The sequence below is a fragment of the Hymenobacter aerophilus DSM 13606 genome, from assembly GCF_000382225.1.
GTDB lineage: Bacteria > Bacteroidota > Bacteroidia > Cytophagales > Hymenobacteraceae > Hymenobacter > Hymenobacter aerophilus.
In genome coordinates this window covers 17,270-42,183 of record NZ_KB907804.1, presented here as the reverse complement: position 1 = coordinate 42,183, position 24,914 = coordinate 17,270, and the positions used below count along the sequence as shown (strand labels likewise).

The 24,914-nt window shown below is 61.1% G+C and carries 18 protein-coding genes; 8 read left to right on the top strand and 10 right to left on the bottom strand.

What is annotated here, in order from left to right:
• Positions 1-4: 4 nt before the first annotated feature.
• From H145_RS0105020 to H145_RS0104990, 7 genes are all read right to left on the bottom strand, one after another.
• Positions 5-1,084: a cytochrome c oxidase subunit II gene (locus H145_RS0105020; protein WP_019947044.1), complete on the bottom strand. Its 1,080-nt coding sequence runs from the start codon at positions 1,082-1,084 to the stop codon at positions 5-7.
• A 110-nt stretch (positions 1,085-1,194) separates the two neighbouring features.
• Positions 1,195-2,517 carry a hypothetical protein gene (locus H145_RS0105015; protein ID WP_026351263.1) on the bottom strand — a complete coding sequence of 441 codons (1,323 nt, stop codon included), beginning with the start codon at positions 2,515-2,517 and terminating at the stop codon, positions 1,195-1,197.
• A 12-nt stretch (positions 2,518-2,529) separates the two neighbouring features.
• Positions 2,530-3,213 (bottom strand): c-type cytochrome, encoded by a 684-nt coding sequence (locus tag H145_RS20050; RefSeq protein ID WP_316929465.1) that lies wholly within the window; start codon positions 3,211-3,213, stop codon positions 2,530-2,532.
• Positions 3,214-3,272: 59 nt separating this feature from the next.
• Complete coding sequence (locus H145_RS0105005) at positions 3,273-3,797, bottom strand: DUF3341 domain-containing protein (RefSeq protein ID WP_019947041.1); 525 nt, start codon at positions 3,795-3,797, stop codon at positions 3,273-3,275.
• Complete coding sequence (gene nrfD, locus H145_RS20045; RefSeq protein ID WP_083937685.1) at positions 3,790-5,244, bottom strand: NrfD/PsrC family molybdoenzyme membrane anchor subunit; 1,455 nt, start codon at positions 5,242-5,244, stop codon at positions 3,790-3,792. The genes H145_RS0105005 and nrfD overlap by 8 nt, the downstream gene beginning before the upstream one ends.
• A 112-nt stretch (positions 5,245-5,356) precedes the next feature.
• A complete protein-coding gene (locus tag H145_RS0104995) occupies positions 5,357-8,386 on the bottom strand; it encodes a TAT-variant-translocated molybdopterin oxidoreductase (protein ID WP_019947039.1) in 3,030 nt (1,009 codons plus the stop codon).
• 157 nt (positions 8,387-8,543) lie between these two features.
• Positions 8,544-9,821, bottom strand: a complete 1,278-nt coding sequence (locus H145_RS0104990; RefSeq protein WP_019947038.1) for a cytochrome c3 family protein — start codon at positions 9,819-9,821, stop codon at positions 8,544-8,546.
• 466 nt (positions 9,822-10,287) lie between these two features.
• Here H145_RS0104990 and rpsF point away from each other — a divergent pair, with 466 nt between their 5' ends.
• From rpsF to priA, 5 genes are all read left to right on the top strand, one after another.
• Positions 10,288-10,659 (top strand): 30S ribosomal protein S6, encoded by a 372-nt coding sequence (gene rpsF / locus H145_RS0104985; protein WP_019947037.1) that lies wholly within the window; start codon positions 10,288-10,290, stop codon positions 10,657-10,659.
• Between the two features lie 10 nt (positions 10,660-10,669).
• Positions 10,670-10,921, top strand: coding sequence for a 30S ribosomal protein S18 (gene rpsR, locus H145_RS0104980; protein WP_019947036.1), 252 nt, complete (start codon positions 10,670-10,672; stop codon positions 10,919-10,921).
• Positions 10,922-11,030: 109 nt separating this feature from the next.
• Entirely contained in the window at positions 11,031-11,474 is a 444-nt protein-coding gene (gene rplI, locus H145_RS0104975; RefSeq protein ID WP_019947035.1) for a 50S ribosomal protein L9, read from the top strand.
• Between the two features lie 299 nt (positions 11,475-11,773).
• On the top strand, positions 11,774-14,512 hold the full coding sequence (locus tag H145_RS22565; RefSeq protein ID WP_019947034.1) for a GSCFA domain-containing protein: 2,739 nt from the start codon (positions 11,774-11,776) through the stop codon (positions 14,510-14,512).
• A gap of 300 nt (positions 14,513-14,812) precedes the next feature.
• A complete protein-coding gene (priA, locus tag H145_RS0104965; protein ID WP_019947033.1) occupies positions 14,813-17,362 on the top strand; it encodes a replication restart helicase PriA in 2,550 nt (849 codons plus the stop codon).
• Positions 17,363-17,397: 35 nt separating this feature from the next.
• Here priA and H145_RS0104960 read toward each other — a convergent pair whose 3' ends face one another.
• Both H145_RS0104960 and H145_RS22560 read right to left on the bottom strand, forming a co-directional pair.
• Positions 17,398-18,153: a hypothetical protein gene (locus tag H145_RS0104960; protein WP_019947032.1), complete on the bottom strand. Its 756-nt coding sequence runs from the start codon at positions 18,151-18,153 to the stop codon at positions 17,398-17,400.
• Positions 18,154-18,455: 302 nt separating this feature from the next.
• On the bottom strand, positions 18,456-19,055 hold the full coding sequence (locus tag H145_RS22560; RefSeq protein WP_026351261.1) for a hypothetical protein: 600 nt from the start codon (positions 19,053-19,055) through the stop codon (positions 18,456-18,458).
• A 222-nt stretch (positions 19,056-19,277) separates the two neighbouring features.
• Here H145_RS22560 and H145_RS0104950 point away from each other — a divergent pair, with 222 nt between their 5' ends.
• From H145_RS0104950 to H145_RS22555, 3 genes are all read left to right on the top strand, one after another.
• On the top strand, positions 19,278-20,063 hold the full coding sequence (locus tag H145_RS0104950) for a class I SAM-dependent methyltransferase (RefSeq protein ID WP_071595128.1): 786 nt from the start codon (positions 19,278-19,280) through the stop codon (positions 20,061-20,063).
• Between the two features lie 140 nt (positions 20,064-20,203).
• The gene (locus H145_RS0104945; RefSeq protein WP_019947030.1) at positions 20,204-21,430 is read left to right on the top strand and encodes an S-adenosylmethionine:tRNA ribosyltransferase-isomerase; all 1,227 of its coding nucleotides are present in this window, start codon (positions 20,204-20,206) and stop codon (positions 21,428-21,430) included.
• A gap of 225 nt (positions 21,431-21,655) precedes the next feature.
• Positions 21,656-22,024, top strand: coding sequence for a hypothetical protein (locus H145_RS22555; protein ID WP_019947029.1), 369 nt, complete (start codon positions 21,656-21,658; stop codon positions 22,022-22,024).
• Positions 22,025-22,144: 120 nt separating this feature from the next.
• On the opposite strand, the gene H145_RS0104930 is transcribed toward H145_RS22555, so the two are convergent.
• Positions 22,145-24,760 carry a M14 family metallopeptidase gene (locus H145_RS0104930; protein WP_019947028.1) on the bottom strand — a complete coding sequence of 872 codons (2,616 nt, stop codon included), beginning with the start codon at positions 24,758-24,760 and terminating at the stop codon, positions 22,145-22,147.
• Positions 24,761-24,914: the final 154 nt, after the last annotated feature.

Here is a 24,914-nt window from a genome sequence, read left to right as displayed (position 1 = left end):
ATGTTTAAAGCGAAGCCTTGGCAGCCGTAGGAGTCGTTGCTACCGCAGCGGCTTCCGGAGCAACCGGTGCTTGTTCAACCAGTTTGTTCGACTTCTGTTTGAAGCTGGCCAACACCTCGGGGTTTTGCGACGAGAACGACTCCTGCTTGGCGAACCAGGCTACGTAGTCGTCGGGCTCATCCACGATGATGTTCATCTTCATGGCGAAGTGACCACGGCCGCAAATCTGGTTGCAGGCCAGTTCGTAATTGAATGCGGGGTTGCCCGTCTGGGCACGCATTTCGTCGGTCGTTTTGGTGGGCGTGAACCAGAACTTGGTGGGCATGCCCGGTACGGCATACATCTGCACCCGGAAGTGCGGCATGTACACCGAGTGCAGCACATCGCGCGAGCGAATGCGCAGCAGCACGGGGTGGCCCTTGGGAACGTGGATTTCGCCGGCCGTGAAGTCATCGATGCCGTTCTGGTCGCTCAGGTCGAAGCCAAACTCGTTCGTGGCGTCAATCAGGCGGTAATTTACCATGCCCAGCTTCTGGTCGCGACCGGGGTAGCGCACCATCCAGTTGAACTGCTTGCCCATAATCTCCAGCACTACGGCGTCTTTGGGGGCCGGGCCGGTAATGCGGGTCCACTCCTTCCAGCCGGCAAACACCAGGGCTGCCATTACGATGGCCGGAATCAGGGTCCAGATAATCTCGATTTTGTTGTTGTGCGGGAAGAAGAAGGCCCGGCGGTTATCGTTGTGCTGGTAGCGGTAAGAGTACCAGAACAGCAGCACCTGAGTCAGCACGAAGGCCACACCCAGAATGGTCATCGAGCCCCAGAACATCTTGTCGGTAGCCAGACCGTGCACCGAAGCAATCGGCGGGTTCATCTTGTCGAAGTTCTCCACGAACGACCAGGCAAACCAGGCCCCGCCTACTATGAGGAAAACCAGGAACAGAATGGCGTTAACGCGGTTGCTGACGCCTACATCCCGCTTGGAGCTGCCCGAGAAGATGGAAGTCAGAATCTGGAGGCGAAACAACAGGCCGAATACGACCAGCAACAGCGCCAGAACCAGAATAATGCTCAGAGTAGTCATTTGGCAAAGGAATTAGAAGCTAGGAGCTAGGAGACGGAATATCGAAGAGCGAAGCCAGCCAGTCAGCACAACTCCAGTCTTGCAGCTTCCAGCTCCTAGCTTCTTCAGGATTAGGTGGTGTGATGAACGCTTTCGTCGAGGAACGGGTGGTGCACCGGAGTAAGCGAAGCCTGGGCCAGGCGCTTGGTCATCAGAATGAGGAAGCTGCCGAGGAAAATCAGCGCAATACCAATCTCGATAATAAACCCGTTATCGGCCTTCATCGTTCCGGGCATGAACATCAAATAAAAGTCGGTCCAGTGGCCTACCAGAATGGCGATACACACGATTTTAAGCATGATCATCTGCCGCTTGGCATCGCGCGTCATCAGCACCAGGAAGGGGAAGGCGAAGTTGATTACTAGGTTGGCGTAGAAGATCCAAGTATACTGGCCGTTGAAGCCACCCAGACGCTGGTTGAAGTACACAGCTTCCTCGGGGAGGTTGGCGTACCAGATGAGCATGAACTGCGAGAACCACACGTAGGTCCAGAAGATGCTGAAGCCGAAAATGAACTTACCCAGGTCGTGCAGGTGGTCGGGCTTGAGCAGCGGCAGGTAGCCAGCCTGCTTGAGGATAATGGCGCACAGTGTAACGGCCGCAATGCCCGATACCCACCACGAGGCGAATACGTACCAGCCGAACATGGTCGAGAACCAGTGGGTGTCAACCGACATCACCCAGTCCCAGGCAGCAATCGAGGAGCTAACGGCGTACACTACCAGGAAGGCGGCCGACACGTTGATGCTCTTGTGGAAAAACGAGGTGCCACCAATCTGGTCTTCGGCCAGCGATAGGTCGCGTAGGCGCTTGGTGAAGAAAATCCACAGGCCCAGGAACAGCACCATCCGAATCACATAGAAGATGGGGTTCAGGAAGCCCTGCTTGCCAGCAATGATGGCGTCGTAATTGGCATTGCCCTTTTCCATGATACCGGGGGTGGTCCAGTGGAACAGGTCGTGGTTGATGTAGTTGAGGCCGAACACGACCAGCATAATCACCAAGCCCGGTACCAGCCAGGCACTCAGCGCCTCGTTGATGCGCTTCACGACCACCGACCAGCCGGCGTAGGCCACGTACTGAATGGCCATAAACACGGTGCCGATGGCCGACACGCCCGTGAAGAACACGTTGTTATGCCACAAGCTCACGATGATGCGCTTGAGCCAGGGCGCGCTGCCGTGGTGCTCGGCCCCGCCATGGGCGGCTCCGTGCGCAGCGGCAGCTCCTTCGGCGGCCTCGTGATGGCTCCCGATGCCGAGCAGCGAGAGAATAACGCCCAGCACCAGCACGGCTACGCCGGCAATGATGATGAACATAAAGTTCTTACGGGCCCCCGGAGTTACTTCCAGGTATTCCGCCGTTAGGTTTTCCTGATGCGTCAGAGTTGCCATAGAAGAAAGGGGTTAAATAGCTTCGCCGTTGCGCGCCGGATCACCCGCGCCGGGGTTCTTCGACATTTCGTTTGAACCAGCCTTGGTAGGGTTCTTTTTCATCTGGCCCGAGGTCATGGTCGAGTCAGCCGTGGGCACGTTGGCCATTGGGCTGCCTTCCTTCACCATATCGGCCAGTCCATCGGGGCCTTTGCCCAGCTGCAGGGCCCGAACATACATGGCAATCTTCCAGCGCTCTTCGGGGTTTACCTGCGAGCCATGCGGCATCATGCGGCCTTTACCCCACTGAATGACGTGGTAGATGTGGCCATCGTTCATGGTTTTGTAGGAACCCGCCGAGTAGTTGGGCACGCCCTTGAACTTAATGCCCACCGGACCCTGCCCGTCGCCCTGCTCACCGTGGCAGTGCTGGCAGTTGCGGGTGTATAGCACTTTGCCTTCCTCCAGATGCGTTTTGGAGTAACCGTAAGGATTAGTCAGGACTTTAGCGGCCGTCTCCACATCGTCTTTGCCGATGTGCGTGTAGTAGGCCAGCTTGCCGCGTGGGACGGTGCCCACGGCCGGCGTGCGCTCGTTGATGCCCATCGGGTTGATGTGGTTGGCACCAACCTGGCTCAGCGGCTCGTACGGAATGGAGGTGTACATCTCCGGGGCGTATTCCAGGCCCGGGTCGTTGGCCTCATTACAGCCCGTCATCAGCGCCGCAGCTAGCAGCACCGCCGACGCCTGTAGCGATATTTTCAGCGAGTGCATCATTAGAACTTGGACATTTCTTTTTGGTTGACCTCTGATGCGCCGTTCTCGCGCAGAATCTGCGTGAGCTTGTTCATATCGGTGTTCTCATTTACCTCAATCGCCATCACGAACTTGTCGTCGGTCGAGCGCACATCCAGCACCGGCGTTTTCCAGCGCGGGTAAAGGTTGCTGATGGTATAGAAGGTAATCACCATGCCGTGGCAGCAGAAGAGCACGGTCAGCTCGAAAGCCACGGGAATGAAAGCTGGCAGCGCAATGTGGGGCTTACCACCGATAATCATCGGCCAGTCGAAACCCAGCGTGTAAATCTGCAGCCACAGGGCGAAAGCCAGGCCAGTGAGGCCGAAGAAGAACGCGGCAATAGGCAGGCGCGAGCGTTCGATGCCCAGTGCGTCGTCGATGCCGTGAATGGGAAACGGGGAGAAGACTTCGTAGATTTTAACGCCGGCTTCCCGGACGTTTTCCACGGCGTGCAGCAGCACGTCCTCGTCTTCGAAAATACCGAGGGCGAAGCGCTTAGTCATGCTTATCGTAGTTTACTGGGGCCGAGGCAGGCACACCGTGGGTGGTAACGGGTTGAGGGGCGTGGTGCGGGTCGTGGCCGGTGTAGGTCGGGCCATTGTCGACCGTGTACTTGAGCACCGACTTCACTTCGGCCATGTTGATTACCGGGAAGAACTTGGCAAACAGCAGGAACAGCGTGAAGAACAGGCCAATCGTACCCACATAGATGCCGATGTCGATAATGGTCGGCGAGAACATAGCCCACGAGGAGGGCAGGTAGTCGCGGTGCAGCGAGGTCACGATAATTACGAAACGCTCGAACCACATACCGATGTTCACGATAATCGAGAGGATGAACGTGAGCGGGATGCTGTAGCGCACCTTGCGGAACCACACCAGCTGGGGCGTAATCACGTTGCAGGTCATCATGGCCGCGTAAGCCCACCAGTAAGGACCGGTAGCGCGGTTGATGAAGGCGTACGACTCGTACTCCACCTGCGAGTACCAGGCAATGAAGAACTCGGTGATGTACGCCACGCCCACAATCGAGCCGGTTACCATCATGATTTTGTTCATGAGGGCGATGTGCTCAATGGTGATGTAGTCTTCCAGCTTGAACACGACCCGGGTAATGAGCATCAGCGTCAGTACCATCGCGAAGCCCGAGAAGATAGCGCCGGCCACGAAGTAGGGCGGGAAGATGGTGGTGTGCCAGCCCGGTACCACCGAGGTAGCAAAGTCCATCGATACGATGGTGTGTACCGAGAGTACCAGTGGGGTCGAAACACCGGCCAGAATGAGCGAGACCGTTTCGTAGCGGCTCCAGTGCTTGGCCGAGCCTTTCCAGCCCATGCTCAGCAGCGAGTAGGCTACCTTGGCAATCGGACCCTTGGCCCGGTCGCGGATGGTGGCGAAGTCGGGCACCAGACCCGTGTACCAGAACACCAGCGACACGGTGAAGTAAGTCGAGATGGCAAACACGTCCCAGAGCAGGGGCGAGTTGAAGTTCACCCACAGCGAGCCGAACGTATTCTGCAGCGGGAACACCCAGTAAGCCAGCCACGGACGGCCCATGTGCAGTACCGGGAACATAGCCGCGCAGATTACGGCGAAGATGGTCATGGCCTCGGCAGCGCGGTTGATGGAGGTCCGCCACTTCTGACGGAACAGCAGTAGTACGGCCGAAATCAGGGTACCGGCGTGGCCGATACCTACCCACCACACGAAGTTGGTGATGTCCCAGGCCCAGCCAATGGTTTTGTTCAGGCCCCATTCGCCGATGCCGTACCACAGTGTGCGGTAAACGGAGTAGAAGAAGACGCCAAGGAGCAGAAGGGCGACGCTCAGGGCGGCCATCCACCGAATATTCGGGGCGGCTTCTACCTGGCGGCACACGTCCTGGGTAACGTCGTGGTACGTTTTCCCCCCGGTAACGAGCGGCTCCCGTACAGGTGATACGTGCTGCATAGTGGTTGAATTTGGTTGTTGGGGCTTCAGGAATTCGGGGACTTGGCTTCGTGGCGGGCGAACTGGCGCTGAAAACCAACTCCCTAAATCCCCAACAAGCTAAGCGCCGAGATTAAACGTTAAAATCAAGTTGGTCCGTGTTGCGGATCTTGGTCAGGTACGTGATGTTGGGCTGCACGTTGATGGAGCTCAGGGCGTGGAAGGCCCGCTCGCCATCTTCGCGGCGCAACAGCTGCGAGAGGCGCGACTCGGGGTCGCGCATGTCGCCGAACACAATGGCTTGAGTGGGGCACGATTGAGCGCAGGCCGAAACGATTTCGCCATCCTTCGGACGACGCTTCTCCTTCTTGGCCTCCAGTTTGCCGAGCTGAATCCGCTGCACGCAGAGCGAGCATTTCTCCATCACGCCGCGGGCCCGAACGGTTACATCGGGGTTGAGTACCATGCGGCCCAGGTCGGTGAACATGTGGCCGTTTACAGCCTCGAACTTCTCGTTGGAGTAGTACGAGAACCAGTTGAAGCGACGCACCTTGTAGGGGCAGTTGTTGGCGCAGTAGCGGGTACCTACACAACGGTTGTAGGTCATCTGGTTGAGACCTTCCGAGCTGTGGGTAGTGGCCAGTACCGGGCAAACCGTTTCGCAGGGGGCGTGGTTGCAGTGCTGGCACATGAGGGGCTGGAACACGACCGACGGGTTCTCCGAAGGGTCTTCCATGGCCGCGTAGGTGTCAAGCTTACCCTTGCTTTCGAAGTCGTTCTTGGTCGTGTCGGAGCTGTAGTAGCGGTCGATGCGCATCCAGTGCATCTCGCGGCGGTTGATTACCTCCTGCTTGCCTACTACGGCCACGTTGTTCTCGGCCTGACAACCAATCACGCACGAGCCGCAGCCGATGCACGAGTTGAGGTCGATGGCCATGCCCCAGTGGTGGTTCTTGTACTCGTAGTCCTGCCACAGCGACACTTTCTGCGGCGCCTCCAGCCCGTCGGGGGTGGAAACCTTCACGTACTCGGTTACTTTCTTGGGGTCTTCCTGGTACTCCTTCAGCGACGCCACCTGCACCACCTCCTCCCGGTCCATAATGGTATGGTGGGTCTGGGTCTGAGCAATGGGCGACTGCGTGCCGGTGGCTTCAATCTGCACCGGGGTGGTGTAGCTGATGGCACCGTTGCGCATCACGGCCAGCGGCAGCACGTTGGCGCCAATCTGGTCGGCCACCTTGCCGGCCGCCTCGCGGCCGTAGCCGATGGCAATACCAATGGTACCGGCCGCCTGACCGGGCTGAATCAGCACGGGGAGCTGAACGCTGTGGCCGTTGGCCGTCACTTTCACTACGTCGCCCTGCTCCAGCTTCTGCTCCAGCGCGTAGGCGCGGGTGATGGTTATGTAGTTGCCCCAGGTAGCCTTGGAAATCGGGTCGGGCAGCTCCTGCAGCCAGGGGTTGTTGGCTTGGGCGCCGTTGCCGAGGCCTACTTTCTCGTAAATGGCCAGCTCGATGCCGCCGCCCTTGTTGGCGCGGGCCGCGCTCATGGCGCTGTTCACGTCGAGCGGAGCTTCCAGTTGGGCCGCCGGGGCTGGCAGGGCCGAGCCGCGGGCTACGCCGTCGTGCACGGCCTGGTCCCAGGCTTTGGCGAAGTTGGCACCGCCCAGCAGGCCCTGCCACTGCTGCCGCAGGTAGTTGTAGTACGTGTTGGGGTTACCGGCCCAGGTCAGGAGCGAATCCTGCGCCTGGCGGGTGGCAAACAGCGGCGTAATCACCGGCTGGGCCAGGCTCAGGTACCCACGCTTGGGCTCGTAGTCGTTCCACGACTCCAGGAAGTGGTGGTCGGGCGCGGCGTACAGGCAGAGCTTGCCGGTTTCGTCGAGGCGGTCGTTAAGCGAGATGCTGGTGCGCACCTTGCCGGCGGCCAGGGCCTTACCCAGCTCGGCCCCCATCGGGTGGTCGTATACGGGGTTGGCGTTGTAGAAAATCACGGCGCCAACCTGGCCGCCGATGATGTCCTTAATCAAACGGGCCATGCGGGCGTCGTCGCCCTGGCGAACGAACGAGGGGTTGGCCGTATCAACGGCCGCCGAACCCAGCTTGGTGTTTATGGCGGCTACCAGGGCCTGAATGCCGGGGTCGTTGATGCCCGACACCACCAGACCACCCGAGCCGGCCTGGCGCAACGCGGCGGCGGCTTCGGCCAGCTTCTTCGAGGCCGGAGCTCCTCCCCCACCAACTACGGCGTTGTAGAGGTCGGCAGCGGCGGCACCCATGGCCGAGGGCTTCAACGACTCGCGCACGTCGGCGTTGGAACCGGTCAGCGAGAGGTTGGTCTCGAACTGGTAGTGCTTCGACATCGTGCGCTTCTGGCTCGACACCTTGCGGTTCTCCACGTACTGACGGGCAAACTCGACGGGCGAAATCCAGGTACCCAGGAAGTCGGCATCGAGGCTGACAATGACGCTGGCCTTGCTGAAATCGTAGGCCGGCAGCACGCCGCCGTTGGCCCGCAGCAGCGCCGAACTCGAATTCACGTCGTACATCACGTGCTCGGCACCGCCGAAGCGGGCGGCAAACTCGTTGATGACTTTCTTGGTCGAGGGGCTGATGATGGTCGGCGACACGATGGCCACCCGGCCGGCGCCGGCCAGGGCAGCGCGCACTTCCTGGTCGAGCTGGTCGGTGGCAATGCGCTGGCCCTTCTTGGTGAAGAACTGCAGGCGGGCATTGTCATAGAGGCTCAGCACCGCGGCCTGAGCCCGGGCCGACAGGCCACCACGGGTAACGGGCGACTCGGGGTTGCCCTCCAGCTTGATCGGCCGGCCTTCGCGGGTCTTCACCAGCACGGCGTTGTAATCCTGGCCGTTGAAGAACGTGGAGGCGTAGAAGTTGGCGATGCTGGGGTCAACTTCCTCGGGCTTGTTGAGGTAGGGAATAGCCTTGCGCACGGGCGCCTCGCAGCTGGCCAGCGTCGCGGCGGCCAGTCCGAAGCCCATCAGCTTCAGAAAGTCGCGGCGCGGGGCAACCGTGGCGTCCGTCGAACCATGGGCTTCCTTCACCGGCAGGAAGTCAGCAAACTCCGTCAGGGCGTTCTTTACGAACTCCGGCGAATTTTCCAGCTCCTCAATTCCCTTCCAGTACTTAGGCGACTCTTGCATTTGTTTTGGGGACTTAGGGTCTTGGGGACTGAGGGACTGGGATGGGTACCAGGGTCGTCCGCAAGTGCAATGCTTGGCTTATTTGAAGGTAATTCTGGGGGCGGGGCTCCGGCAGCACCAGCGCACGGCGGGTGGCGGTCAGAACCCCGTTAACCAATTAGTAGTGGCACTTCGAGCACTCGGTGCCGCCGTTCGACGATACCGTGAATGGTACGGCGCCGTTCTTGGCATCGTGCAGCTTCACGAGGTTGTCGTAGTAGCCGTTGCCCTTGGTGTTGAGCGGCGTTTCGCGGTGGCAGTTGATGCACCAGCCCATGGTCAGGGCCGAATACTGGTACACTACCTCCATATTCTCGATCGGACCGTGGCAGGTCTGGCACTCCAGGCCAGCCACCTGGGTGTGCTGCGAGTGGTTGAAGTAGGCCAGGTCGGGAATGTTGTGAATCCGCACCCACTGGATGGGCTGCTTGCGCTCAATGGCGCGGTAGATTTTCTTGATTTCCGGCGACTCCGTCTTGATCTGCGAGTGGCAGTTCATACAGATGTTAGGCGACGGAATGTTGGCTGATTTGCCTTTGTACACCGAGGTGTGGCAGTAGGCGCAGTTGATCTGGTTTTCGCCGGCGTGCAGCTTGTGCGAGAAGGCAATGGGCTGGGTGGGCTGGTAGCCCTGGCTCAGGCCCACGCCCATGGCGCCCTGAATGGTTTCGTAGAGCACGGCCAGCACGAACACGGTGCCCACGATGCCGCGCACGGCCGTCGACTTGTAGATGCGGCTGTAATCGAAGCGCTGCTCAATCTGCTCCCGGTCGCGGCCGTCGAGGTCCTTGCGGCCGCGCAGCACGTCCTTCATGATGTTGGCGATAATCACCAGCGTCACCACCAGTACAATCAGCACCACCACCAGCACAATCAGCAGGATATTCATGGCGCTGCCCGAGTCGGCGCTGCCACCAGCCGTGCCGTCTACGGCCGCCTGGTCGCCCGAATTGGCGGTGAGCCCGGTAGGAGTACCAGCGGGCTTAGCCGTTTCAGCATCAACGTAAGCAATGATCGAGGTGATTTCAGCATCCGAGAGCTGGAAGCTGGGCATTTGCTGCTTCTGGTACTCGTTGAAGATTTTCACAGCTTGAGCATCGCCGCTGGCCACCATTTTGCTGGAGTTCTTGATCCAGGAAATCAGCCACGGCATGGAATGCTTCTTGCTGACGCCCGCCAGCGCCGGCCCCACCACTACATCGTGGATGGCGTGGCACTGGGCGCAGTTGGATTTGAACAGCGCATCACCGGCGGCAATGGCGGCGGGGTCGCCGGTGGTGGTGCCAGCGGCAGCGGCCGGGGCAGCGGCGGCTACGCCACCGGGCGTTACGCCGGCCTCGCTTGGGTTTTTGGAAGTACCTACCTCACCGGCGGCTGGCTGCTCTCCCTGGGCCATGGCAAAACCAAAGCTGACAAAGAACAGAAGCAGAGCGAGAAAGAGGCGGGGAAGGGAACGTAGTCGGATGCTATCCATCGCACAGATTAGCTAAAAAAAAGAAACGCGGGGGTGCTTCAAGGCCACAAATGTAGCTTGGGAAAGCCAGACGACAAACCAGAAGGGGCTAATTTTCGCCCCTGGCCGGAAGCTTAGAATCATTCTAAACGCCTGTTCTGCCCCGCTTTTGCCCGTTAAGATCTTGTGAATCTCAGCAGTAGCGAACCACCCGCCCACAGCCTCGGCGGCCGGTCCCACTCACCGGCAAAACAACCTTACTATAAGGAGAAGGTTGGGCGCGAGAGCAACTAAAGATAGGGCCCTGAAACTTTTACTCCAAAATGCTTTCCGACAGGCGGTTGTTGTGGCAGAAAATGCTACCTTTGCCCCTCATTTATTTTTTCACATCACATTCCACCCCGTCGTAATGGCAGTAAGAAATTACGAGACGGTCTTCATTCTGACTCCCGTGCTGAACGAGAGCCAAGTGCAAGAGACGGTCGAGAAGTTCTCGCAGGTGCTTAAGGAAAATAGCGCCGACATCATCAACCTTGAACAGTGGGGCCTGCGTAAGCTGGCGTACCCGATCGAGAAAAAAAACACCGGGTATTATTTCCTCGTGGAGTTCACCGGCGAAGGCAACATCGTCGATGTACTGGAGCTGGCTTTCCGTCGCGATGAGCGCGTTATCCGCTTCCTCACCACGGTGCTCGACAAGTTCGCCGTAGAGTACGCGGGCCGTCGTCGCAAAGGCGAAATGAATCAACCCCAACCTAAAACGTCCGAAGCAGTTGGCTAAGCAACGTAAAATGAGTCTCGCCAACGAGCGTCTGCACAAGCAGGACGCCCGTAAGAAGTACTGCCGCTTCCAGAAGGCCGGCATCAAGTACGTCGACTACAAAGACCCGAACTTCCTGCTGAAGTTCGTCAACGAGCAGGGCCGCATTCTGCCCCGTCGCATCACCGGCACCAGCCTCAAGTTCCAGCGTAAAGTAGCCCAGGCCGTTGCCAAGGCGCGCCACCTGGCCCTGATGCCCTACGTAACCGACTCGTTGAAATAGATGGTAGGGCTTAGGGCTTAGGGTTTAGAACTTAGAATTCAGCATTACCCAGCTGGGTAGAGCCACAACCTAAGACCTAATCCCTAAGACCTAACAACTAAACAAACTCATGGAAGTATTTCTGAAAGACGACGTTAAGGGCCTCGGCTACAAGAACGACCTCGTGACGGTAAAGCCCGGCTACGGCCGCAATTACCTGCTGCCCCAGGGCCTGGCCGTACTGGCCGACAAGACCAACAAGAAAATCGTGGCCGAGAACGTGCGCCAGGCGGCCCACAAGGCCGACAAGGTGAAGGGCGACGCCCAGAGCCTGGCCGACCAGATTGGCGACATGGTGCTCGACATCCCCGCCAAGGTGGGTGAGAGCGGCAAGATTTTCGGCCGCGTAACCACGCTGCAGCTGTCCGACGCCCTCAAGGCCAAAGGCATTGAGGTAGACCGCAAGCGTCTCTCGTTCGACTCCGACCCCACGTCGGTTGGCGAGTACACTGCTTCGGCCGACCTGCACCGCGAGGTAAAGCACAAGATTCGCTTCAACGTAGTAGCCGAGTAGGCTGCCCTTGAAACACCCTTGAGGCCCACGAAACGCCCGGTTGCTTTGGCAGCCGGGCGTTTTGTTTGGCGGCGGCGCCGTATACTGCAGCACTTATTACGACCTTTGTTCGTATAACTGCCGAGTCGGCTACCTTTTTGGGGTGGCCGGCGGCGTTTCTCTCCCATCTTCAAAGCAGCAACCGAGCCGCGTCCCGTTCCGAGGGATGCGCCCTGCTGGCCGGCCCGTTTGGGCCGCCGCGGGCCGTTCAGGAAAGTTGTCTGCCGCCCGCTGGCCCATCCGGGGCCGTATCCAGTCCAATGTTTCGTACCGAAATTCCGCTTACGCCCCTCTCCCAGCAGCTGCCGCCCTCGGCGCGGGTACTCACGCTGGGGTCCTGCTTTTCGGATTCCATCGGCGCGCGCCTGACCGAGTTCAAGGTCGCGACGCTGGTCAATCCGTTCGGCACCGTGTTCAATCCCATCTCGGCCTGCAAGCTGCTGCGCGCGGCGGCCGGCGAGGATGTGGACTGGCAGCAGCACTTAGTGGAGGCCCGGGGCCGCTGGCAGAGCTACGATCTGCACGCCGGCATTGGGGCCGACTCGCCGGTGGACCTGTTGCAGCACATCAACCGGCTAACCCGCGAGGTGGGCGTGTTTCTGGCTACGGCCGATGTGGTGGTGCTCACGCTGGGCTCGGCCTACGCCTACCGCCTGCACGAAACCGGCGAGCTGATCAGCAACTGCCACAAGGTGCCGGCCGATCAGTTCGATAAGGAACTACTGACGGCTGACGATATTATAGCAGCCGTGGCCGAAACCCACGCCTACCTGCGCCGCATCAACCCCAAGCTGCGGTTTGTGCTCACGGTAAGCCCCGTGCGGCACCTCAAGGATACGCTGGTGCTGAACTCGGCCAGCAAGGCGATGCTGCGCGTGGCCTGCCACTACCTGAGTGAGCTGCTGCCCGACGTAACGTACTTCCCGGCCTACGAGCTGCTGCTGGACGATTTGCGCGACTACCGCTTCTATGCCACCGACATGCTGCATCTGTCGGAATCGGCCGAGAACTACGTGTGGGAGAAGTTTACGCGTACCTATTTCGATGCTGCTTTTGGCCGCTTCAAGAAGGAGTGGGAAGGCATCCGCCAGAACCTGGGCCACCGCCCGCTGCATCCGGCCGCGCCCGAGCACCGCGCCTTCCTGGAAAGCACCCTGGAACGCCTGCGCAAGCTCAGCGGCACGGCCGATGTGCGCATGGAGCTGCTGCATGTGGAGCGCGAGCTGGCCAACCTGCCCGAGCCCAAATCGGCCGCGCCCGTGGAGGAAGAGGATTACGACGATGGCGAAGAGCGTATCGACATCGGCTCGTTTGATGATCAGGCCGCCATTGATGAAGCCCAACCCGTAGCCGTAGCGCCGGTAGTGGCCGCCGTTACGGAATCAGTGCCGAAGAAAGAAGCCGGTAAGCCGGAAAACGGCAAAAAGGAGGTTAGCCGAGCGGCGGTATTTGCCAAAACCCGGCTTACATCCCAGGCCAGTCTGCTGCAGGCCGGTGCTGGTTTGCTGGTAGAAGATGCCGAAGAAACGGAGCCCGAAGAAGCGGACACTGATACTGACGAAACCACCGTATCGGCCGATTCGGCCTACGACCACGCCTACTCCCCTACCGCTACTGACCTGACGGACGAAGCCGAAACTGACGAAGACGAGGCGGACGACAGCGAAGAAGCCAACCCGGACGAAACCGTAGAGGAAGCAGCCCGCCGCAAAAAGCGCCGTTCGCGGGGCGGGGCCAAGCGCACCAAGCGCAAGCACGCCCGCCTGGCCGCTGAGCAGGCCGCAATGGAAGGTCAGCCCGAAGACAGTGCCGTAGCCACCGCGCCCGCCCCCCTGCCCGATGAGCCCGTACCAACCACCAGCGCCCCAGCCGAAGGAGCTGAAGACACTGAGGCCAGCGACGAGCCCGCCTCGGATGTGGTGTATGTAACGGAAGCGGAATTGCGCCAGCCCCGCCCACGGCCCGAAACCAGCGAAGCAGCCGTTGCGGCTACTGAAGACACCGACGATACGGAAGCCGGACAGGCTACCCCTGATACCGACGAGCCCGCGCCGGCCACCCGTCGGAGCCGCAATAACCGGCGCGGCAACAAGCGCGAGCAGGCCCCGCGCTACGGTGGCCGGCCCGGCCGCCAGCCGCTGTACGCGGTAGATGCGGAAAGCGCGGCTCCTACTGAGCCTGAAGCTTCGCCCTCAGTAGACGCGGCAACTGAATCGATAGCGGAAGCCGTTACGCCTACTTTTGCCCCGGTTGAATCAGTAACGCCCGCCCCAGCACCGGCCACTGACGCAACACCAGCGGCAACGGAAGCAAGCGCGCCTGCCGCTACCGACGACAATGCGGCCAGTGCAGCTAAGCCCACTGCCAAAAAGCGGCCCGCGCGTGCAAAAACGCCAAAACCGACCGCCCCTGAACCGGTTGCCGCGCCTGCTTTGGCTGCGGCTGAAATCAGCCCGGATACGCCAATCACGGACGGACCAACTGCTATAGAGCCAGCCGCTACGGAAACTGCTCCCGCGAAGCCAGCCCGCCGCAAGCAGGCCGCCAAACCCAAAGCGCCGACGGTTGAGCCCGCGGCTGTGGCGGAGTCAGCAACAGCGGCGGCAACGTCTGCTTCGGCGGCGACCCAACCCGAGCCAACTCCGAAGCCGGTTAAGGTCCCGGTTAAGAAGCGGGCGCCTGCCAAACCGAAGGCCGCTGCTGCTGAGTCTGTAGCTGAGCCCCAGACAGCCGAGGCACTCACCGAAACAGCTGTCCCGCAACCAGTGGTGGCGGCAGCTCCTAAGAAGGTTGTGAAAGCTAAACCGGCTCCGAAAGCAGCCGCTAAACCTAAGCCAGCAGCCAAGAAAACGGCGGCTAAGCCTAAGCCAGCCGCCACGGCCCCTGAGGAGGCGGCGGATACTCCACCAGCTCCTACGAAGCCACCGGCCAAGTCCCGAGCGAAGCCGGCTGCCAAAACCGCTAAAAAAGCCAACCCGGAAGCTCCGGAAGGCCAGTAAAACAAAACCCAGCCCGCTCGGCTGGGTTTTGTTTTTGAGTTTGCTCCAGCGCCAAGCTTTGCTTCATGTCCATTTATAGCTCACTGACCGGCTGCTGACGGCTGGAAAGCACTGCTTGGGGCTACGAAGTAGCTAATGGCATCCAGGGTTGTTTGTTAGCCTCAGCTCGGCGGTAGCGGCAGCCGGAATTTAGCTTAGCCACTTCCACGGGGGCGGCGGGTGCCGTATCTTTACTTACTGTACCGCCGTCGGGGGCCGCTGTCCACCGGCCGGGGTTTGTCTTTCTGTTGTTGCCTTCTGTTGAGTCTTTCGTTTGATTTTGTGCAGCCCGCGCCGGAGCCGGCGGCCGACCGCGTTACGCTGTTTGCCGACGTGATTCTGCCCCTGCCGCTGCCCCGCCTCTACACCTACCGCGTGCCGTTCGAGCTGAACGACCAGGTGGTTATCGGGGGCCGGGTGCTGGTACAGTTTGGGGCCAAGCGGACGTTGAGCTGCATTGTGGCGGCCGTGCACCAGATGCCCCCCGCTGCCTACCAGGCCAAGTATATTCTGGAGTTTATTGATGACGCGCCCGTCGTCACGCAGCCCCAGCTGAAGCTGTTTGCCTGGATTGCCGAGTACTACCTCTGCACGCTGGGCGAGGTGATAAATGCGGCCCTGCCTTCCGCCCTCAAGCTCTCTTCCGAGAGCCGGGTGCAGCTGCATCCGGCCTTCGAGCCCGACACCCACCCCTACCCGCTTGGCGAGCAGGAGCAGAAGGTGGTGGACGCGCTGAGTTCGGGCCAGGAAGAGGGCAAGTCGCTGACGTTTACCGAGGTGGGCGAGGTGCTGGGCATTGCGTCCTTCCACAAGTACATCAAGTCGTTGATGCAGAAGGACGTAGTGTTCCTGTTCGAGCATCTCAAGGACAAGTACGCGCCTAAAGTGGTGAAGAAAGTGCGGCTGGTGCACCGTTACGTAGCCGAGGCGGCCCTGGAGGAACTGTTCGGGCAGCTGGCCAGCAAGGCCAAGCAGCTCGACGTGGTGATGCGCTACCTGCAGCGCGTGCCGGTGTACCAGAACGAGCACGCCAACCACCGGGGCATGGACAAAGCGGCCCTGACTTCGGCTCCGCACCTGTCGCCCTCCGCCGTCAATACGCTCATCAAAAACGGCGTGCTGGAACAGTTCGACCAGATTGTGTCGCGCTTTCCGCTGGATGAGGACGACGCCGAGGCCAACATGCACTTCACGCTGACTGAGGCCCAGACCGAGGCCCGCGACGCGGTGATGCGCGAGTTCCAGACCAAGGACATCGTGCTGCTGCACGGCGTAACGGGCGCGGGCAAAACGGAAATCTACATCGACCTGATCAAGCAGGCGCTGGATGGCGGCGGGCAGGTACTGTACCTGCTGCCCGAAATTGCCCTCACGGCCCAGATTGTGACCCGGCTCATGCGCGTGTTCGGCTCGCGGCTGGGCGTGTACCACTCCAAGTTCTCCGACAACGAGCGGGTGGAAGTGTGGAATGGGGTACTGGCGGGCCGGTTTCAGGTGGTGGTGGGCGTGCGCTCGGCCGTGTTTCTGCCCTTCGATAACCTCGCCCTCACGATTGTGGATGAGGAGCACGAGAGCAGCTACAAGCAGTACGACCCCGCCCCGCGCTACAACGCCCGCGAGGTGGCCCTGATGATGGCCCACTTCCAGGGCTCCAAAACCCTGCTCGGCTCGGCCACGCCGGCCGTAGAAACCTATTATCAGGCCCGCGCCGGCCGCTACGGGCTGGTGAGCCTGACCAAGCGGTTCGGCGAGGCCGGCCTGCCCGAAATCGTGCTCGTGGACACACGCAAGAGTCGGGAGCAGAAAACCATGCTCAACCATTTCACGCCCGAGCTGATGGCCGAAATGGAAAGCAAGCTGGCCCAGCAGGAGCAGGTGATTCTGTTCCAGAACCGCCGCGGCTACGCCCCCTTCATCAACTGCCTCGACTGCGGCTGGATACCCAAATGCACCAACTGCGCCGTGAGCCTCAGCTACCACAAACAGGCCCACGAGCTGCGCTGCCACTACTGCGGCCACCACGACCGGATGCCGGCCCAATGCCCCGCCTGTGGCTCGCGCAACGTGAAAACGGTAGGCTTCGGCACCGAAAAGATTGAGGACGACCTAAAGGTGATGCTGCCCGGCGCCCAGGTACAGCGCATGGACCTCGACACGACCCGCGCCAAAAACGCCTATCAGCAGATTATCAGCGACTTCGAGCAGCAGAAAACCAACGTACTGGTGGGCACCCAGATGGTCACCAAGGGCCTCGACTTTGCCAACGTGAGCCTGGTGGGCATCATCAACGCCGACTCCATCATCCACTACCCCGACTTCCGGGCCCACGAGCGGGCCTTCCAGATGTTTGTGCAGGTGAGCGGGCGGGCGGGCCGCAAGGGCAAGAAGGGCCGCGTGATTATCCAGACCGCCGACCCCGAGCAGGTCATCTTCGACAAGGTGATGCGCAACGATTATCTGGAGTTCTACGAGTATGAGATTACCCAGCGCCGGGAGCACGGCTACCCGCCCTTCATGCGCATTATCCGCCTCACCGTCAAGCACGTGGATGTGGCGGTGGGCGAGCGGGCGGCGCTACTGCTGACTCAGGAACTGGTGGACCGGTTGGGGCGCGAGGCCGTGCTGGGTCCCGAAGCGCCCTACATCTTCCGCATCCGCAATTTCTACCTGCAGGAAATCACCATCAAGCTCAGCCGCGAGCACACCGTCCTCAAAGCCGCCAAAGCCGACATTATGGCCGCCATGGACGTAGTGCGCGACCAGAAGGAGTTCAAGCAGGTGCGCCTGGCCGCCGACGTAGACCCGATGTAGCGTAGTGCGCCGCCTGGCTTGCTAATTGGTCGCATTTAATTGCTGAAGGCAACCATGAATAGCCCGGTTAATATCAGCGCAATTGCCGGCAAGCCCAGCAGATATATACCATAGGGTACTGCTACGCCCAATAGTAGCAGTGCGCCCCCCACGATAAGAATTACCCGCCCGGTTTTGCGCAAACCCGTTTTGAAGTTTTGGGACCGCATAGCTGCGGCTGTTGGAGCTACAGCTGCTTCGCGGGCCTCGCGCAATTTTCGCAGGCGGCCATTCTTCCCCTGAAAGAACAGCAGACCCAGCCCAACAACCAGTAAACCCAAACCAACTAAAATACTGGACTCCGGCGCCAGGCTTGGTTCGTCGGGCTTACCATCGAAACCGTTGGTAATCATCGCGCCCAGACCAACGGCAACGGTTACTCCACCAACAATGTTTACTGCGGTTGTTGCCGGATCGGCCGGGAGTTTGGGGGCCGGTTGCAACCGGCGCTGCAGTGCGGTGTCGGGAACGGCAATTACCGGAGCGGCCTGCCCGGACAACGATTTGCTGACTAGCAGTTCTGATACAGGAGGTTTCTGGCTGTCAACCCCACTCAAACCGGAGCCGGGCAGCGAGGCGGATAGCACCGGTTCAGCAGCAGGTTCAGCGAACAGTTGCGGCGCAGCGCCGGGTTGCGCCCGGGCCGCACCATATTCATCGACCCGCGGAAGGACGGCCGAGAAACGGGCACTTTGGCATCCCATCAGCAAAGAGCAGGCTACCAGGAAAGTCAGGGCGGTGTTTCTCACCATAAAATTTCAGAAAGATAAATCCGGTAAAATGGGGTGAGCGTGCGGCTGTGGTCATCGTATGGCGGGCGGCAGTTTTTTTGCAGCAGCAGCCGAAACCAAATCCTTCTTTATTGGATGCCGGAAAGTACTGCAATGCGTTCTACAATCTATCCTGCTTTAAGCTGAATCAGATTTTACAGAAGCGCATAGTCGCGCCTTTAAGGCTGCTTACAATACTGTGAGAGGCTTAAAAATCAGACTTTACAGAAAACGCCCCGGTTGCCAACTGGCAACCGGGGCGTTTTGCAATGGAGCGGGCGCGCTTAAATTTCGTCGAGCAGGTAGAGGATGATGAGCACGACGCCGATGAGGGCCACAATGGCACCCAGCACATAGATGATGCTGATGCCGGTGATGGCGCCCAGCACCTCAATCAGCAGGCCGGCCAGCAGCAGGATTACGCCCTGCCGCAGCTTGCCCTCCAGCCGGTTGGCCGAAGCCGTTTCCGAGCCTTTGTTCAGCTGGGCTTTGGCAGCCAGCTTATCGGCTTTCTTGGCAATTTTCTGCACCAGCGCCTTCTGCATGAAGTTCATTTTGGGCGCTTTGGTTGGTGCGGCGGCAGTTACCGGCGCAGCCTTAGCCGCTTTGGCAACAGCTGCGGGCTTGGCGGCCGGCGCGGCTACAGGGGCAGCAGCAACTTCGGGCGCGGCTACGGCCTCGGGAGCAACCTGCGGCGCTACGGCAACCTCAGCAGCGGCAGTAGCCGGAGCAGGCTTGATGATGGTGGCGCGCTGCGTGCCGTGGTAGGCCGAAGAACCCGTTTTGGGCAGCATGGCATACTCGGCGCGGTTGCAGCTCGTTAGGGCAATACCGATTGCCGCTACGGCGGTAAGTTTGCGCAACAGATTGGACAGGTGTTTCATAAGAAAAGGAGGAAAAGTGGAAGATGTGAGCGGAGTTTGTACGGGCTAAATTAGAAAATAAGCATATACAAACCGATAAATTATCCAATTCTCTGCCACCGGCTTTAGCTTAGCTCAGTCGATCAGGAGGTTACTGCCACCACCGCCACGCAAATCGGGGCCCGCCGAACCGTTCCGACGGGCTGCTTGTTAGCCCCAAGCCCGACATTCCCACTCTGAAATATGGTCAACCAAATAAGACTTTTTCTGCCTCTCGGGGCGCTGGGCGCCCTGCTTTTGGGCGCCGGCGCCTGCACGCAGCCACTGGCCGAAAGCCGGGCCGCCACGCAGCTCCCCGAGCAGCGGCGCCCGGCTCCGGCCGCGCCCGACACTAGCGGCTACGAGCGCCGGGCCCCGCAGGACCTGAATGGCATCGGTAAATACTACATGGGCCGCCAGATTGCGCACGTAATGGGCCACGAGGGCGCTTCGTGGCTCGACCGCTCGGACCGGGCCCAGGAGGAAGGCACCGACCAACTTCTGCGCGAGCTCAAGCTCAAGCCCACCGACGTAGTAGCCGATATTGGAGCCGGCACGGGCTTTTTCACCTTCCGCATGAGTGCGCTCGTGCCCCAGGGCAAGGTGCTGGCCGTCGATATTCAGCCCGAGATGCTGGAGAGCCTGCGCCAGACCCGGGCCAAGCTGGGGGCCAACAACGTGATTCCGGTGCGCGGCACCACCCAAAATCCCAACCTGCCCGCCGGCGAAGTGGATTTGGTGCTCATCGTGGATGCCTACCACGAGTTTGACTACCCGCGCGAAATGGCCCGCGCCATCAAGCAGGCCCTCTCGCCCACCGGCCGATTGGCCCTGGTTGAGTACCGGGCCGAAGACCCGAACGTGCCCATCAAGCGCATCCACAAAATGAGCGTGGCCCAGGCCCGCCGCGAAATGGCCGCCGTGGGCCTGCGCCTCACCGACTCGGTAGAAACCCTGCCCCAGCAGCACCTGCTGTTTTTCCAGAAATAGGGTTTGTGAGCTGCAAGCTATAAGCCGCAAGCTGCAAGCATGTTCGTACATACACGCCTTGCTGCACTGTCATCTTATAGATTTGATAGGGCCTTAAAAAGGCTTGCAGCTTGTAGCTTGCGGCTTGTAGCTCCTAAAAAATGACTGACCCGCGCCGGCTTTCCATCCACGATTTCACCTACCAGTTGCCGCCCGAGCGCATTGCGCCCGAGCCGCTGGCCAACCGCGACCAGTCGAAGCTGCTGGTGTACCAGCGGGGCCTGCTGGGCGACCGGACGTTCCAGGACCTGCCCGCGCTGCTGCCGGAAAACAGCCTGCTGGTGTTCAACGACACGAAGGTGGTGCGGGCCCGGCTGTTTGCGCGGCGGCCCACGGGCGGCATGGTCGAGCTGTTTTGCCTGGAGCCGGTGGCGCCCCACCGGGCCATCGAGCCGGCCATGCAGCAAACCGGCGCCTGCGTGTGGAAATGCCTGGTGGGCAACGGCCGCCGCTGGAAAGACGGCCCCGTAACGCTGGAGTTTGAGGCCCACGGTCAGCCCACCACGCTGCGGGCCGAGCGCACCGAGCAGCACGACGGCTACGCCCTGATTGCCTTCAGCTGGGAGCCGGCCGACCTGCCGTTTGCCGAGGTGCTGCGCGCCGCCGGCCATCTGCCCCTGCCGCCCTACCTCAACCGCCCCGATACGGACGTGGACACCGTGCGCTACCAAACAGTATACGCCGCCCACGAGGGCGCGGTGGCCGCTCCCACGGCCGGGCTGCATTTTTCGGAAGCCGTGCTGGCCGAGCTGGCTGAGCGCCGCACCGCCGCCGCCCGCGTGACGCTGCACGTGGGCGCGGGCACCTTTCAGCCGGTAAAGGCCGACCAGATGGCCGACCACCCCATGCACGGCGAGCCTTTCAGCGTAACGGCCGACACGTTGCGGCGGCTGCTGGCGCACCTGGCGGAAGGGCACCCGGTTATTCCGGTGGGCACTACCAGCCTGCGCACCCTCGAAAGCCTGTACTGGCTGGGCGCGGCGCTGGTGCAGCGCCCGGCCACGCTGCCCGCCTGGCACGTAAGCCAGTGGCAACCCTACGAGCCAGCCGCCGAGGTGCCAACCCGGCAGGCCCTGGAGGCGCTGCTGGCCCAGCTGGAGCTCACCGGCTCCGACACGCTGCACGCCACCACCCAGCTGCTGATTGCGCCCGGCTACCGCTTCCGGCTGATAAGCGGGCTCATCACCAACTTCCACCAGCCCGAAAGCACGCTGCTGCTACTGGTAGCCGCCCTGCTGGGCCCCGACTGGCGTCGCGTCTACGAGTACGCCCTGGCCCACGATTACCGCTTCCTCAGCTATGGCGACTCGTCGCTGCTGCTGCCCTGAGCCAGCCGGAGGCGCGAGAGTTACGGAAGCGGCTGGCAGGTTGCGAAAACTGCTTCCGGCAGCTTCTCGCAGGAGAAAATATGCCAGCTAGGAGCGTCACTCCGGCAATGCCGCTTCTCTTATTTGATAGGAGGAGCGGCTTTTTTATGGACGGTTTTTCCGCTGCCTTGCGCCTTTTGCCGTACAAGGCCCCAAGTACATTACCTTTCCATTTGCCTTTCAACCATGAAAAAGATATTTCTGCTGGCCGCCTTTGCTCTCACTACGGCCGCCGCTTCAGCCCAGACCACCCAAACCACCACGACCGAAGACCGCACCAAAGCCGGTGAGGTTATCCACGACGCCAAGGAAGGCACCGAGCACGCCGCCGAGGTAACGGGCAACGCCATCGAAACCGGCGCCGACAAAACCGGCCACGCTGTGAAGAAAGGCGCCCGCGCCACCGGCAACGCCGTAGAAACCGGCGCAGAAGCCACCGAAGGCTTCGCCAAGAAGGCCGCCAAAAAAACCGCCCGCGCCGCCAAGAAGGCCGCCCGCGCCACGAAAAAAGGCGCCAAAGCCGTCAAGAACAAGGCCGTCGACATCGTTGACTAATCAAAGCCACATGCCCAAAACGAAAAAGAGCTTGCCAGTAGGCAAGCTCTTTTTCGTTTCATCCGCAATCAGCGAAATCACGACTAATCAGCGAAAATCAGTGATTCGGGAATCAATAATTTAGAGCAGGAACACGGCGTTGCCGAACAGCAGCTTGCCGCCCTGCCAGAAAGCCCGGAACAGCGGGTTATCGGCCAGGTACACAATCTGGCCGCGGCCTAAGTCCTGGGTGCCGAGCACGAAGCTGTCGGTGAGGCCGGCGCGGGTGCCGCGGCCGGCGAAACCGGCGGCGTAGCTGTCCTTTTTGAGCACGCCCACGTTCCAGCCGCCCTGGGGCAGAAAGCGGTAGTTGGGCACCTCGCGCAGCAGGGCAAAGTAGGTGTTGCCATAGCCGAAGGCCAACGGGTGCGTGTTGTCGAGCTGCACTCGGAACACGCTGCCCTGCACCCGGTCGGCAATACCTTCGCGCTCGGCATCGGCATAGCGGCGCAGGGCCGTGTAGGGGTCCTTTTTGCGGGCCGCGGCAGTGGCTGCGGAGTCGGCGGAGGGCTTGGTTTTGAGCAGCAAATCCTTCTGGCCGGCCAGGAAGCGGGAGGCGCCTTCGAGGGCGATGAGGCGGCCACCCCCGCGCACCCAGGTCTTCACGGCGGCCAGGATTTTCTCGGTCAGGATGTCGTCGTAGCGGCCATCGGGCAGGATGAGCACGTCGAACTTGCTGAGCGGTACGCTTCCAAAGTAGTCGGTGCCGAGCACCGTGACGGGGTAGCCCACCTGCTGCTCGAAAAAGTGCCAGACTTCGCCAAACGCCGTAGCATCGACGCCCGAGCCAGCCAGCACGGCCACCGTGGGCATGGCCACGGGCCGCACCGAGCGCGAGCCCAGGTCGCCGCCACTGGTGGAGAGGCCCGATTGCACGGCCTGCACCAGTACGCCCGCCGAGTCGGCCTGGGCGCGCACCAACTCATCGAACCGGGCGCCGAGCCGCTCGTTGCCGGTGCGGGCAATGATGAGCGTGCCGCGGCCGTACTTCTGGCCCTCCGTTTCAAAGGGCTCTTCGGCCACCCGCAGCTTCACGCCCTGCTGGAGCAGCCGGCTCAGAAAGCGCACAGCCTGCAGGTTGTTCCACCGGGCTAGGTAGGCATAAGGCTTATCAGTGGCCGGTTTGTTGTGGCTGCCCGAACTGGCAACTGGCGACTGGCGACTGGCAACTGAACTGACTGCCAACTGCCCCTTGAGGGCGTAGCCGTTCAGGCCGAAAGCATAGGGCAGCGACCAGGCGGTAAGGTCGTAGGTGAGCGAATCTTCGAGCTGGGCCTGGGGTTCGAACAGCACTTTCACCAGCGTCGATTTGGGCTGATACATGCTGATAACCACGTCCTGGGGCTCCACCTGTACGGTTTCGGTGCGGCCGGTGGCGTAGTTGTAGCCGGCCTGGCGGCTGCGCTTGGCGGCGAAGCCGTAGCTGATTTGCTGACGGTCGAGGTACTGGGTTAGGGCGCGCACCTGGCCGGGGTCGGAGGAGCCGGCCAGCACGTACGACTTGTACTCGCCCTTGGGCCTGGTGCGGGCCTCGGTATAGAACTTCTGGAACTCACGGGTCAGGTCCTGATGACGCTCGGCGGCGGCCTGCATGGTGGCTATGCTGGTGGCGTGGTGGTGCTCGATGCGCTGGCTGAGCGTGAGCGTGTCACCATCGGGCTTGGCGTAGGCCACGCCGGCCACGCCACCGCCGCCCTGCTCGTAGGTAACGCCGATGGCGCCGTTGAAGCTCGGCCAGGTGTCACCGTAGAAGGGCGCGAACAGGTCGTAGGTTTCGCGGGTGAAGTAGAGCCAGTTGTTTTTATCGAACACCCGGCGGTTGTAGTCGCCGATGATGTCCTGGAACTGCCGCTGCCAGGCCGTGAGGTCGGCGTGGAAGGGCTTGGCGGCGGGCGAGAAGTAGTACGGGTTATTGGGGCCCATCTCGTGGAAATCGGCGTGTACCTGCGGGAGCCACTGGTTGTATACGGCAATGCGCTGGCGGCTTTCCTGCTGGGTTTGCCAGGCCCAGTCGCGGTTCAGGTCGAAGTAGTAGTGGTTGTAGCGGCCGCCGGGCCAGGGCTCCCGGTGCTCCCAGCTCAGGGGGGAGGCGTTGGGCTGGCGGTTGGATACCCGGTTGTACCAGCTGGCGTACCGGTCGCGCCCGTCGGGGTTCACGCAGGGATCCACCAGCACCACCAAGTTCTGCAGATAGCCCTGCACGGTGGCGTTGGCGGGGTTGGCCAAATCATACAGCACCTGCATCACGGCCTCCGACGACACGGCCTCGTTGCCGTGCACGTTGTAGCTGAGCCACACCACGGCCGGCGTGGGCCCGCTTACGGTGCCGGTTTCGAGGCCGGCCAGCCGCAGGTTGTCGCGCCGGATATCGTCGAGGCGGGCCAGGTTGGCGGCCGAGGCCACGTACACCAGCTCCAGCGGACGGTTCTCGTAGGTCGAGCCGTAGCGCTCCAGCTTCATGCGGTCGGGGCTGTGGGCCACTACGTGGGCCACGTAGCGCAGCAGGTCGGCGTGGGGCGTGAAGCGGGCGCCCAGCTCGTAGCCCAGAAACTGGGCGGGCGTCAGCAGCGGGCCATCGGCCGGGCCGGCCAGCGGGTTAGGTTGCGTAGTTGAGGCCGGCGTCTGGGCCATGCTGCTGAAAGCCAGCAGTAGCCCCAGCAATAGTAGGCCCAGGGCCCGCGGGGAAAGGTTTTTCATCAAGCAGCGAAAGTAAAGCGGCAAGGCCAAGGGAATTCTGGCCCAAAGAAAGCATATTTGGGCAGGCCAGCAGCTAATCAGCAGCTGTTGGGCTACAACATTTACGATAACTAGAAGCTAGAAAACTAGCTCCCCTCCTTGGAAAGGAGGGGTT

Excerpts from the sequence above, each read along its gene's own strand:
- H145_RS22555 (WP_019947029.1), top strand. The coding sequence starts at position 21,656 with ATGAAAAAGATATTTCTGCTGGCCGCCTTTGCTCTCACTACGGCCGCC.
- rplI (WP_019947035.1), top strand. The coding sequence starts at position 11,031 with ATGGAAGTATTTCTGAAAGACGACGTTAAGGGCCTCGGCTACAAGAAC.
- H145_RS0105015 (WP_026351263.1), bottom strand. The coding sequence starts at position 2,517 with ATGGCAACTCTGACGCATCAGGAAAACCTAACGGCGGAATACCTGGAA.
- H145_RS20050 (WP_316929465.1), bottom strand. The coding sequence starts at position 3,213 with ATGACGGGCTGTAATGAGGCCAACGACCCGGGCCTGGAATACGCCCCG.
- H145_RS22560 (WP_026351261.1), bottom strand. The coding sequence starts at position 19,055 with ATGAAACACCTGTCCAATCTGTTGCGCAAACTTACCGCCGTAGCGGCA.
- H145_RS0104950 (WP_071595128.1), top strand. The coding sequence starts at position 19,278 with ATGGTCAACCAAATAAGACTTTTTCTGCCTCTCGGGGCGCTGGGCGCC.
- H145_RS0104990 (WP_019947038.1), bottom strand. The coding sequence starts at position 9,821 with ATGGCCCAGGGAGAGCAGCCAGCCGCCGGTGAGGTAGGTACTTCCAAA.
- H145_RS0105005 (WP_019947041.1), bottom strand. The coding sequence starts at position 3,797 with ATGACTAAGCGCTTCGCCCTCGGTATTTTCGAAGACGAGGACGTGCTG.
- H145_RS0104945 (WP_019947030.1), top strand. The coding sequence starts at position 20,204 with ATGACTGACCCGCGCCGGCTTTCCATCCACGATTTCACCTACCAGTTG.
- rpsF (WP_019947037.1), top strand. The coding sequence starts at position 10,288 with ATGGCAGTAAGAAATTACGAGACGGTCTTCATTCTGACTCCCGTGCTG.
- nrfD (WP_083937685.1), bottom strand. The coding sequence starts at position 5,244 with ATGCAGCACGTATCACCTGTACGGGAGCCGCTCGTTACCGGGGGGAAA.
- H145_RS0104960 (WP_019947032.1), bottom strand. The coding sequence starts at position 18,153 with ATGGTGAGAAACACCGCCCTGACTTTCCTGGTAGCCTGCTCTTTGCTG.
- H145_RS0104995 (WP_019947039.1), bottom strand. The coding sequence starts at position 8,386 with ATGCAAGAGTCGCCTAAGTACTGGAAGGGAATTGAGGAGCTGGAAAAT.
- rpsR (WP_019947036.1), top strand. The coding sequence starts at position 10,670 with ATGAGTCTCGCCAACGAGCGTCTGCACAAGCAGGACGCCCGTAAGAAG.
- H145_RS0104930 (WP_019947028.1), bottom strand. The coding sequence starts at position 24,760 with ATGAAAAACCTTTCCCCGCGGGCCCTGGGCCTACTATTGCTGGGGCTA.
- H145_RS0105020 (WP_019947044.1), bottom strand. The coding sequence starts at position 1,084 with ATGACTACTCTGAGCATTATTCTGGTTCTGGCGCTGTTGCTGGTCGTA.
- H145_RS22565 (WP_019947034.1), top strand. The coding sequence starts at position 11,774 with ATGTTTCGTACCGAAATTCCGCTTACGCCCCTCTCCCAGCAGCTGCCG.